Origin of the sequence: Pseudomonas sp. 1 R 17, from assembly GCF_900067035.1 — a bacterium.
Taxonomy (GTDB): Bacteria; Pseudomonadota; Gammaproteobacteria; order Pseudomonadales; family Pseudomonadaceae; genus Aquipseudomonas; species Aquipseudomonas marginalis.
Genome location: NZ_FKLB01000023.1, coordinates 11,964 through 23,280, shown reverse-complemented (window position 1 = coordinate 23,280; position 11,317 = coordinate 11,964). Strand labels below are relative to the sequence as shown.

Sequence of the window (11,317 nt, the reverse complement as noted above, 5' to 3'; positions counted from 1 at the left end):
GACCGCGCTCGGTCAGGAAGATGTCTTGTGAGCCTTCTCCCTTATGCCTGGGCCAAGTCCCAACGCATCCTCCTGCGCCCCGGCGACGACGGCATGCTGCTGACCGTCTGCCCCTCCACCCCCGGCTGGTCCATCAGCGAAGTACGGCGCCAGTTCGGCCAGGCCCACCTCGAGCAGGTACGCGACGATGAACTCGACGGCCTCCTCGCCAGTGCTTATGCCGATACGGGAAGCGCCGCCGCCGTGGTGGGCGCGGCGGAAAACGAGGTCGACCTCGACCGCCTGATGCAGGACATGCCCGAAATCACCGACCTGCTCGACACCCAGGACGGCGCGCCGGTGATTCGTATGATCAACGCCTTGCTCACACAGGCAGCGCGGGACGAGGCCAGTGATATTCACATTGAACCGTATGAAACCCACTCCGTGGTGCGTTACCGCGTCGACGGCACCCTGCGGGATGTGGTGTCGCCGCGTAAGGCATTGCATGGCGCACTGGTGTCGCGGATCAAGATCATGGCCCAGCTCGACATCGCCGAAAAACGCCTGCCCCAGGATGGCCGTATCGCCCTGCGCGTGGCCGGGCGGCCGATTGATATTCGTGTGTCGACCGTGCCCACCGGGCATGGCGAGCGCGTGGTGATGCGCTTGCTCGACAAGCAAGCCGGGCGTTTGCAACTGGAGACCCTGGGCATGGAGCCGCAGTTGCTGGCGCGCCTCGACACCTTGATTCGCCAGCCCCATGGCATTGTGCTGGTCACCGGGCCCACGGGCAGCGGCAAGACCACCAGCCTGTACGCCGCCCTGGCACGGCTGGATGCGAGCACCAGCAATATCCTCACCGTGGAAGACCCGGTGGAATACGACCTGCCGGGCATCAGCCAGATCCAGGTCAATGCCAAGATCGACATGACCTTCGGCCTGGCGCTGCGGGCGATCCTGCGTCAGGACCCGGACATCATCATGATCGGTGAAATCCGCGACCTGGAGACCGCGCAAATCGCGGTGCAGGCCTCGCTCACCGGGCACTTGGTGCTGGCGACCCTGCACACCAACGATGCGGTGTCGGCGGTCAACCGCCTGATCGATATGGGCGTCGAGCCGTTCCTGCTGGCCTCGTCACTGCTGGGCGTGCTGGCGCAACGCCTGGTCCGCCGCCTGTGCCCGCATTGCAAACAGGAAGACCCGGCCGCGCCCGGCACCTGGCGCCCGGTGGGCTGCGCGCAGTGCAACCAGATCGGCTACAGCGGGCGGACCGGTATCCATGAATTGTTTTGCGTCGACGACGAGGTGCGCAGCCTGATCCACCAGGGCGCCGGCGAGCAGGATCTGCGCGTGGCGGCGCGGCGTGCGGGGATGTTCAGCATGCGTGAAGACGGCGAGCGCTGGGTGCGCAGCGGCGCCACCGCGCCCGAAGAAATCCTGCGCGTGACACGGGACGCCTGATGAATCGCTACCGTTTCGAAGCCGCCGATGCCATGGGCAAGATCGAGAGCGGACACCTGGAAGCCGACAGTCAGCGCGAGGCGTTCGGGATTTTGCGCCGGCGTGGCTTGACGGCCTTGTCGGTGCACCTTGAGCAAAATACGGCCTCGGGGGCTGGCGCGGGCCTGTTCAGCGCCAAGCTGTCGGACAACGACCTGGCCTGGGCCACGCGGCAACTGGCGAGCCTGCTCAGCGCCAGCCTGCCACTGGAGGCCGCGTTGAGTGCCACGGTGGAACAAGCCGAGCGCAAACACATCGTCCAGGCCCTGAGTGCGGTGCGTGCCGATGTACGCAGCGGCATGCGCCTGGCGGATGCCTTGGCCGCGCGGCCACGGGACTTTCCGGAGATCTACCGCGCGCTGATTGCGGCGGGGGAGGAGTCCGGCGATCTCGCCCAGGTGATGGAGCGGTTGGCCGACTACATCGAAGAACGCAATAACCTGCGCAGTAAAATCCTCACCGCGTTTATCTATCCTGGAGTGGTAGGGCTGGTCTCGATCGCCATCGTGATCTTCCTGCTCAGCTACGTGGTGCCCCAGGTGGTCAGTGCGTTTTCCCAGGCGCGCCAGGACTTGCCCGGGCTGACATTGGCGATGCTCAATGCCAGTGATTTCATTCGCGGTTGGGGTTGGCTGTGCCTCAGTGCTTTGATCGCGGGTTTCTGGGGCTGGCGTGTGTACCTGCGCAACCCGCTGGCGCGTCTGGGTTGGCATCGTCGCGTGTTGCGCCTGCCGCTGATCGGGCGTTTTGTACTTGGGCTCAATACCGCACGGTTTGCCTCGACCCTGGCGATTCTCGGCGGCGCCGGGGTGCCGCTGTTGCGTGCATTGGAAGCGGCACGCCAGACCTTGTCCAACGACTGCCTGAGCCAGTGCGTCAACGACGCCACTGCCAAGGTGCGCGAAGGCGTCAGCCTGGCCACGGCGCTGGCAGTCGAGAAAGTATTTCCACCACTGCTGATCCACCTGATCGCCAGCGGCGAAAAGACCGGCTCGCTGCCGCCGATGCTCGATCGCGCCGCGCAGACACTGTCCCGCGATATCGAGCGCCGGGCGATGGGTATGACCGCACTGCTGGAGCCACTGATGATCGTGGTGATGGGCGCGGTGGTGCTGGTGATCGTGATGGCGGTGCTGTTGCCGATCATCGAGATCAACCAACTGGTGCAGTAGCAAAAAAGCCCTCGTCACCGAGGGCTTTTCATTTCACGAAGGTGACACCGCTGCTTAGAGCTTACCGGCGCCGGCCTTGGCCTTGACGTCGGCGGCGACCTTATCGGCAGCCAGCGGAGTGTAGCTGTACGGTGGGGTCCAGCCGATGCTCGAACTCCACGAGCAGCTCAATGCGCTGCCGTTGAGGGTCGAGCCGGTGTCGCGGTAGACGCTGCCACCGTAATCGCCGGCGATCTTGTCGCAACCGCTGATACCGGCGATCTCGAAGGCGTTACGCTCGGAGAAGATCTTCGAGTTCTTGCCCACACCGTGAGCGTACGAGAACGGGTACACCTTATGGCTGGTGCTGCCCACATGGTAGTTGTTGTACAGATGCACCTGGCCGAAACGCACGCGCGGCGCACGGGCAGAGATATTCTCAAACAGGCTGTTGTGGATGGTGACCTTGAGCTTGCCGTCGTCGGTGGTGCGGCTGTCGCTGGAACCGATCAGGTTGTTCTTCTCGTGCGACTTGAACGCCGAGTACGAGATGGTCACGTAGTTGGCGCCGTTTTTTACATCCAGCGCGCCGTCGTGATGTTGCTTCGGACGGCCGTTGGCACTGCCGTTCTGGTCATCGGTACGGCGGCCATCGGTGAAGGTCACGTGATCGACCCACACGTTATTGGCGCCCTCGATGGTCAGGCCATCGTATTCCGAGTTCCAGTTGCCGGCGCTGCCGTCCGTGGGGTCCCACTTCGGCTCGGGATCCCAAGGGTTTTCGATGGTGATGTTGCGGATGATGACGTCGTTTTCCTTGGCATAGAAGAAACCCTCACGGATCTCGGCATTGCTGGTGGTACCGACGATGGTGGTTTTGCCAGGAATATCCAGGCGACCGCGTACCTTCATATCAGCAGTCGTCGTATAAGCCTTGCCTTCGCTGATATCGATGATGCCGGTGATCTTGATGATGCGGCCGTTGGTGCCCACCGACGCGCTCAGTGCGGTTTTCAGCTCCGCCGCGTTTTTTGCCGTGTAGATATTATTCGCCGCAGCTCGCGAGCCGCCCTTGGTGCCGCCGTTCTGAGTGGCCCAACCAGTGGTGGCCGAATCCAGCCAGATGTCCGCGGCATGCGCAGGAACGCTGGAAAACAGCAGGGCACCGATAACGGCACTGGCCAGTTTTGAGGCAGTGAAGGTTGAGGGGGTTGTCATGAGTAATCAGATCCTTGATTAACTTGAGTGTTTAAACGCGCACAGGCATGCGCGTTTCTCGAGCGGACGTCCTTGCCACTGGTGCAGCGAATCGAACGTCCGCTGCATGAGAAATACTATCATGCGTGTATTCGTTGTCGTACAACTGTTTGTAAAATTAACGAGTAAAAAGTTTTATTGACTAAAACAAAATATCGGATAATTATTCCTGTGCATCTGCTCCCATGCAGAGTCATCTTCAGGGTTATCCCGATGAGTCTTAAAACCCCGTCTGTACTGGCGACTCTTTACGTCGAGGCCAATGAGTCGTGCTTTGCAACCCCCGTGGCACCTGTGCTGATGCAGGGCTTCCCGGCCGAGCCGAATCACCGGGTAACGTGGCACAACTGGATGCGCGCGCCCTTCAGCCAGTGGGGGTTCCGTCATCTGGCGCGGCTGCGTCCCACGATTGATGTGGCGGCGGGTTCAAGGCCTGCCGGTCAGCTCAAGGAAGCGCCCACAGCGCTGGACCCGCTGTGTTTCGACAGCGAATGCGGGCTCAGCATCAGCGTGATCGAACACCTTGTGGCCAGCCAGACCGACGCTTTTTTAGTGATGCAGGGCGACACGGTGTTGTTCGAGCGCTACTTCAACGGCCAGCGCGCGGATGACCGGCACATCATGTTTTCGGTGACCAAGTCGCTGATCGGCACCCTCGGCGAACAACTGGTTTCCAACGGCATGCTCAAGCCTGAGCTGTCCGCCGCGTACTACGTGCCTGAGCTGGTGGGCAGTGCGTTTGGCGATGCCACCGTGCGCCAGTTGTTCGATATGGCCGTGGGCATCGACTACAGCGAGGTGTATGACGATCCCGCCTCCGAGAGTTCGCAGTACGGTTATGCCTGCGGTTTCCAGCCGGCACCGGCGCCATACGCCCAGTTTGAATCGCTGTACCAATACCTGCCGTCACTGAAAAAACGTGGCGCACACGGCGGCTTTTTCCATTACGTGACCGCCACCACCGAAGTCCTGGCATGGGTCATGGAACGTGCCTCGGGCCAGGCGTGCAGTCAGATGCTGGAACAGATCTGGGGGCGCTTGGGGTGCGAACGCGACGGTTATTTCATGGCCGATCCCTGGGGCCGTAACGTTGCCGGGGCGGGCTTCAGTGCCACCTTGAGAGACATGGCGCGCTTCGGTCGCCTGCTGGCCAACGACGGTCGCCAGGACGGGGTCGAGCTGTTGTCGCCCGAGACTGTGGCGCGTATCGCCGCCGGTTCTGATCCGGCGATCTACGCGCAAAATGCCGAGTTCTCCAGCTGGACGCCGGGTGCGTCCTATCGCAGCCAGTGGTACGTGTTCAACGACCACAGCCAGGCCCTGATGGCTGGGGGGATCCACGGCCAATACCTGTTTATCGATAAGCCGTCCGGCGTGGTGATCGTCAAGCAATCGTCGCTCACCGATGCAGTCAGCCCGTTCGATACCGACAGCGTGCGCATGCTGCGCGCGATCGCCGCCCACCTGAGTCGCTGATCCACGCCAAACAATAAGAGTCTTGCGTTCTATTCACCTGGCTTGCCCAGGTGTTGGCGGCGCCCTGCGTCGCCATTGACTGCCCTGTAACAACAATAATTCCACAGGAGCTTCTTATGGTTTTCACCAAGCGTTTCTCTCGAGCGCTGTTAGCGCTCGGCTTACCCTTGACCACCCACGTCGCGCTGGCGGGCTACACCTTTGAGGACGGCGATCTCAAGGGTGAAGTCAATCTCACCGTGGGCGGGGCGACGCTGTTTACCCGTGGCGTCAACTTCGGCAGCGGCCAGGTCGATGCGCGCAACGGAAAAAACGGCGGCGCCAGAATCAACTGGCAAGAGGTCTACGTAAAACCGGGGGGCAAGCTCGAGTATGCGTTGCAACCGGATTTCAGCCTGCTGGCCGGCGGTTCCCTGGTGGCGGCGAGCACCTTCGGCGATGGCGATGCGGGAGGCTTCAGCCGCAGTTCCGACGGCAAGGTCGCAGCCGAAGAACTCTACGGCGGTTTTCGCGTCGGCGAGTGGAAGTTCACCGCCGGCCGCCAGAACTACATGATCGGTACGGGGTTCATCGTCATGGACGGTAACCTCGACCAGTACAAGGACGGCGCCTACTGGCTCGGCCCGCGAACTGCGTTCAAGGACTCAGCGATCCTGGCCTGGGATCATGACGCGCTGAAGTCCCAGGCCTTCACCTTGCGTACCGATGACGACTTGGGCGATTTCCGCATGACCGGCGTGAACGTGGATTACAACCTCGATGACCAGGTTACGCTCGGCGCCATGGCCATGAAGGTCAATGCCCTTGGCCCCCGAGGCAGCACGCTGCCGCGCCGTCGGGACGGGATGCAGGTGTACAACGTCAGGGCGCTCAACGCCAAGGTGCCCGTCGTCCAGGCGCTGACCCTGAATGCCGAATACGCGCTGGAGCGCGGCAGCGGCGAGGGTGTCGACTACGATGCCAACGCCTGGTATGCCCAGGCCGACTATGCCTTCACTACCTTGCCGCTGACGCCGATCATTGGCTACCGCTACGCGAGCTTTTCCGGCGACGACAACCTTACCGACAACCGCCAGAAAGCCTGGGATTCACTGAGCAAGGGCTTTGTCGACTGGAGCACGTGGCTGGTCGGGGATGTGGTCGGCAACTACCTGCTGTTCAACAGCAACGAAAACGTCCAGCAGTTCTCCCTCAAGACCCACCTCAACGACACCCTGACCCTCGGCGCGATTCACTACCAGTTCTGGCTGGACGAGAAAAACTATATGGGCACGCCGGTCAGCGATCGGCGCTTTGCTGACGAAAGTGTGGTTTTCCTCGACTGGACACCCACGCCGTCGTTCTATACGTCGCTCTCCTACAACTGGGTCAAGCCACTGGCCGCCGCCAAACAGGTGTTCGGCAACGACCAGATGTTCAGTGCGCTGGAACTGTATTTCACCTACCGCTATTAAGTGCTGCGAGCCATCGTGGCCGCGCTGGAGTGTTTTGATCATGAACAGATTTTTGCGTAACACCGTGCTGGGCACTGTCGCCTCGTTGCTCATCAGTGGTATTTGCCTGGCTGAAGAACGCACCGTACGGATCTACAACTGGATCGAATACCTGCCACCCGAAGTGCTCAAGAGTTTCCAGGAAGAAACCGGCATTCGCCCGATTTACGATGTGTTCGACAGTGCCGAAACCATGGAGTCCAAGCTGCTGACGGGCAACTCCGGGTATGACGTGGTGTTCCCCGGCACCGCCAACCTGGGGCACTTGATCACGGCCGGGGCCGTGCAGCCGCTGGACCGCACGCAGTTGCCGAACTGGCAGCACCTGGACCCGCAGTTCATGCAATCCCTGGAAGCCGTGGGTGACACCGGCAACCGCTACGCCGTGCCTTACCTATGGGGCACCACATTGATCGGCTACAACGTCGACAAGGTGCGCAAGGCCCTGGGTCCCGACGTGCAGATGAACAGCTGGGACATCATCTTCAAGGAAGAAAACCTCGCCAAGCTCGCCAGTTGTGGCGTGGGTTTCCTCGACGCCGGCAACGAGATCCTGCCGATTGCCTTGCACTACAAGGGCCTCGACCCCAATAGCCAAAAGCGTGAGGACTATGTGCAAGCCCAGGCCGTGATGATGAAGATTCGCCCTTACGTCACTTACTTCAATTCGTCGCGCTACGGCATGGACCTGGCCAACGGTGATATCTGTGTGGGCGTGGGCTGGTCCGGCGGTGTCGCATTGGCCACGCGACTGGCAGATGCCGCCGGCAAGGGCGTCAAGGTCGAGATGGCACTGCCCAAGGAAGGCGCGCCGATGTGGGCGGACGTGATGATGATCCCGGCCAAGGCACCCGATCTGGCGGAGGCCCATGCGTTCATCAATTACATCCTGCGCCCGGACGTGATTGCGCGCATCAGCAACAGGATCGGCTACCCCAACCCGAACAAGGACGCCACTGCGCTGGTGGACGCCAGCATCCGCAACGACCCCAACATGTATGTGCCGGAGGAAGCGCGCAAGACCCTGTTCGCCCTGGAGCCGATCCCGGCTGCCGCGGAGCGCATCCGTACCCGCACCTGGACGGCCATCAAGAGCAACCGCTGATCAGTGTGGCCCGGTGCGTGTGCGCCGGGCTTGGAGCTTGCCATGACTGAACGGATTGACATTGCCCCCAACTTGCAGCGGGTGCTGACCCTTCGCGTCGCGATAGGGCCGGGCGTGATGCTGGGCGACAGCGTTGAAGGCCTGCGCTGCAATTACCCGATTGTGGGCGGGGATTTCGATGGGGTCGGCATCAGCGGCCAGGTCCTGGCGGGCGGAGAAGATTGCTTTCTTTTGCGCCCCGATGGCATCGGTCAACTGGATGCCCGCTACAGCCTGAGGACCGACGAAGGCGAGGTGATCAACATCCGTAACCGGGGTGTGCTGAGCATGACTGAGTACGGACGCCAACTGGAGCGCGACGGCCAATGGCCGATTCCTGAGACGGAGTACCGCTGCACCTGCACCCCGGTGTTTCAGGTGCCCAAGGGGCGGCTGGACTGGCTCACCCGTTCAAGTTTTATCGGCCTGGTGCATTACCCGGGCGCCGACCAGGTGGTGATTCGTTGCTATCGCTTTTACTGAGGCCCGGCCCTGGAAGCTGTCAGGCCTGCATGCCGTAGAACAGCAGCTCGGTGATACGCCTGACCTGGGTCGAGTGCGCGTCGATATCCGGGTGTTCCTGGTTCACCAGCCTGAACAGTTGCAGGTGCGAATAGTCGTTCAACAGGAACGCGGCCAATTCCACATCGAGTTGCGGGCGCAGCTTGCCGGCCCGTTGCAGTTCCCGCAGCAGTTCGCTGATTTGCGCCCTGAGCGCATCGTTCATGGCGCGATAACCGGCCGGCAGTTCATTGCTGCCGCCGAACAGGATCAGCGGCAGCAGTTCACGCCAGAGGCTGGGGTGCATGACTTCCAGGGCATAGCCGGTGAGCAGGCTTTCCAGGTGGCACAGCGCTTCGACCGGATCGTCGATTGTGTGGATCTCGCGGCGGGTGTCGCTGATTGCGCGCTGATCGGCGTGGTGCAGGATTTCCAGGATGATTTCCTGCTTGTTGCCGAAGTACTTGAACACCGTCGGCGGCGACACCCCGGCCTGGCTGGCGATCTGTTCGATGGTGGTGTTCTGGAAACCCTGGCGCTCAAACAGCTCGATCGCGGCCTGGCTGATAGCTTGCCGGCGTTCGGCTTTCTGACGTTCACGCAGTCCGCTCACAGGAGATCCTTGTCACGAGTAAAAAGAGGGGCGCTTATCGCCCCGGTATCCCTGCAAAATACTTAATTGGGTAAAGCTTTTAAAGCACTAATTGGCATTCAAGGGATTTGCCGCTGATGCTTCTTCAACCGGTAGGCAAATTGAGCGCGGCTGAGCCCCACAAGCCTGGCGGCGGCGGCCAGGTTGCCGGCGTTGCGTTGCAGGGCTTCATTGAGCAGGCGCGATTCAAGGCCTTCGATGGAAAACCCCGGTTCCAGTTGGCCAAGGGTGTCGAACAGTGCCAGGCACGGCGGCGGTGCGCTGTTGGACAGGCTGCCGTGGTCGTCGAGGCCGTAGGGATCGGCCGGCATCGGTTCGTTGCGAAACAGGTGCACCAGGTCAATGGGTTGGCCTTCGTCACTGGCGATCAGGCCGCGTTCGATCAGGTTTTGCAGTTCGCGCACATTGCCCGCGAAGTCATAGCGCAGCAACACCTTCAGGGCGCGCATGGTCAGGCCCGCCGGCGTTCGCGCGTATTCCTGGCAGAAGCGCGTGAGGAACGCATTGATCAACAGCGGGATGTCGTCCCGGCGTTCGCGCAGCGGGGGCAGGGCGATGGGGTAGACATTCAAGCGGTAGAACAGGTCTTCACGAAAGCTGCCGTCAGCCACGGCTTTACGCAGGTCGAGATTGGTGGCGGCCACCACGCGCACATCCACCTTGATACCGCGCACTCCGCCGACCCGTTCGATTTCCCGTTCCTGCAAGGCCCGCAGCAACTTGCTTTGCCCGGCCAGGCTGAGGCTGGTGATTTCATCCAGAAACAGCGTGCCGCCCTGGGCCCGTTCGAAACGTCCAGGCCGCGAGTGCGTCGCGCCGGTATAGGCGCCGCGTTCGACACCGAACAGTTCGGCCTCGATCAGGTTGTCCGGAATGGCGGCGCAATTGAGCGCCACGAACGGGCTGTCCTGGCGGCGGCTGAGCTGGTGCAACTGGCGCGCAAACATCTCCTTGCCGACCCCTGACTCGCCGCTGATCAGCACGGTCGCGGGCGTCAATGCGACCCGTTGCAAAGCTTGCATCGCGGCGTTGAAGGCTGCGCTGGCGCCCACCAACGGTTGCGGCTGAGTGACTCCGCCATTGCTGCGCAGCGGGCTGGCGGGCGTGGGGGCGGCAGGGCCGGCGACGGCCTGGGACACATTCAGGTAACGCAGGTCCTGCTCGACGTCACCCCATTGCTCCGCGGTCTTGCCGATCACCCGGCAACAGCGGTGGCCCATGCCCCGGCATTCCACCTCGCGGAAAATCACCATTTGCCCGAACAGGCCACTGACAAAACCGATCGCATAGCCGGTTTCAGTCCAGCACACCGGGTCCTGGCCGATGCCGTAGGCGCCCACGTGTTCATCGGCCTCGCAGGAGTGGTGCCAGAGGAACTCGCCTTCATAGAACCCCGAGTCGGCATCGAACTTGAAGTGCAGCGGTTCAACCTTGGTCATGCCTTCCAGGGTGTGCAGGTGGGTCCCGGCGCGGAACACCGCGGCGGCATCGGCCTGTGGCCAGCGCTCGCGGATCAACCGCGCGTCCCGCGCGCCGGAGACATAACCGGTGCGGGTGAACAGGCCACGCGCCTGCTCCAGCCCCAGGCGCTCGATGACTTCCCGGCGCAGGGCACCGAACGACGAACCGTGCAGCAACACCATGCGTTGATCGTTGAGCCAGATACGCCCGTCTTCGGGCGAGAAGAACAGGCAGTCAGTCAGTTCCGCCGGGGTGGGCGAGCTGCTGTCACTGAGTTGGCGGCTGTCGCCGCGCGGATGGTAGGGCGCGCTGGCCACCCGGTCGTCGGGCAGCGCGCTGGGGGGATTAGTCATTGTTATGCCCCTGCAAAGCGAGTGATCGATATGAGTAACTGCTCAGATAGTTATTAAACATAACCTTATCAATTGAACAAGTGGCAGCGCTGCGGTTTTTGCAGTCGATTGGCGGGTGAGGTATGAGCGGTGTGTGCCAGGCCCCGTCCCAGAGCCCTCGATGCTTTATGTCAGCGTTGTTGCGTGCAAGCGGCACAGCCTTTGCTCAAGGCTTGATGCGGCGTTTGCACCCTGTGCAGGCGATGACAATTACAAGAACCGGGAGTTGCCATGTCAGTACCTGAAACCACCCACTTGCTACAGCGGGCCATTGCGTCCGAATGCCTGTTCAACGGCGACTGGAT

General features: G+C 61.9%; 9 protein-coding genes. 6 read left to right on the top strand and 3 right to left on the bottom strand.

From position 1 onward, the window contains the following. Positions 1-27: 27 nt before the first annotated feature. On the top strand, positions 28-1,446 hold the full coding sequence (gspE, locus tag BFP99_RS07965) for a type II secretion system ATPase GspE (RefSeq protein ID WP_065939826.1): 1,419 nt from the start codon (positions 28-30) through the stop codon (positions 1,444-1,446). Next, positions 1,446-2,657: a type II secretion system inner membrane protein GspF gene (gene gspF / locus BFP99_RS07960; protein ID WP_065947043.1), complete on the top strand. Its 1,212-nt coding sequence runs from the start codon at positions 1,446-1,448 to the stop codon at positions 2,655-2,657. Before gspE ends, gspF begins: the two co-directional genes overlap by 1 nt. Before the next feature lie 54 nt (positions 2,658-2,711). Here gspF and BFP99_RS07955 read toward each other — a convergent pair whose 3' ends face one another. Next, positions 2,712-3,854 (bottom strand): pectate lyase family protein, encoded by a 1,143-nt coding sequence (locus BFP99_RS07955; protein WP_065926271.1) that lies wholly within the window; start codon positions 3,852-3,854, stop codon positions 2,712-2,714. Positions 3,855-4,106: 252 nt separating this feature from the next. Between BFP99_RS07955 and BFP99_RS07950 the strand changes: the two genes are divergently transcribed. The 4 genes from BFP99_RS07950 to BFP99_RS07935 all read left to right on the top strand — a co-directional run bounded on the left by BFP99_RS07950 (position 4,107) and on the right by BFP99_RS07935 (position 8,489). Next, positions 4,107-5,369 (top strand): serine hydrolase domain-containing protein, encoded by a 1,263-nt coding sequence (locus BFP99_RS07950; RefSeq protein WP_065947042.1) that lies wholly within the window; start codon positions 4,107-4,109, stop codon positions 5,367-5,369. Between the two features lie 116 nt (positions 5,370-5,485). Beyond that, positions 5,486-6,823: an alginate export family protein gene (locus BFP99_RS07945; protein ID WP_065947041.1), complete on the top strand. Its 1,338-nt coding sequence runs from the start codon at positions 5,486-5,488 to the stop codon at positions 6,821-6,823. A gap of 40 nt (positions 6,824-6,863) precedes the next feature. Continuing rightward, entirely contained in the window at positions 6,864-7,967 is a 1,104-nt protein-coding gene (locus BFP99_RS07940; protein WP_065947040.1) for a polyamine ABC transporter substrate-binding protein, read from the top strand. 42 nt (positions 7,968-8,009) lie between these two features. Next, on the top strand, positions 8,010-8,489 hold the full coding sequence (locus tag BFP99_RS07935) for a DUF3237 domain-containing protein (RefSeq protein WP_065947039.1): 480 nt from the start codon (positions 8,010-8,012) through the stop codon (positions 8,487-8,489). A gap of 19 nt (positions 8,490-8,508) precedes the next feature. Here BFP99_RS07935 and BFP99_RS07930 read toward each other — a convergent pair whose 3' ends face one another. Both BFP99_RS07930 and BFP99_RS07925 read right to left on the bottom strand, forming a co-directional pair. Then, positions 8,509-9,120 carry a TetR/AcrR family transcriptional regulator gene (locus tag BFP99_RS07930; protein WP_065947038.1) on the bottom strand — a complete coding sequence of 204 codons (612 nt, stop codon included), beginning with the start codon at positions 9,118-9,120 and terminating at the stop codon, positions 8,509-8,511. 98 nt (positions 9,121-9,218) lie between these two features. After that, positions 9,219-10,973: a sigma-54-dependent Fis family transcriptional regulator gene (locus tag BFP99_RS07925; RefSeq protein WP_065947037.1), complete on the bottom strand. Its 1,755-nt coding sequence runs from the start codon at positions 10,971-10,973 to the stop codon at positions 9,219-9,221. Positions 10,974-11,317 lie beyond the last annotated feature (344 nt).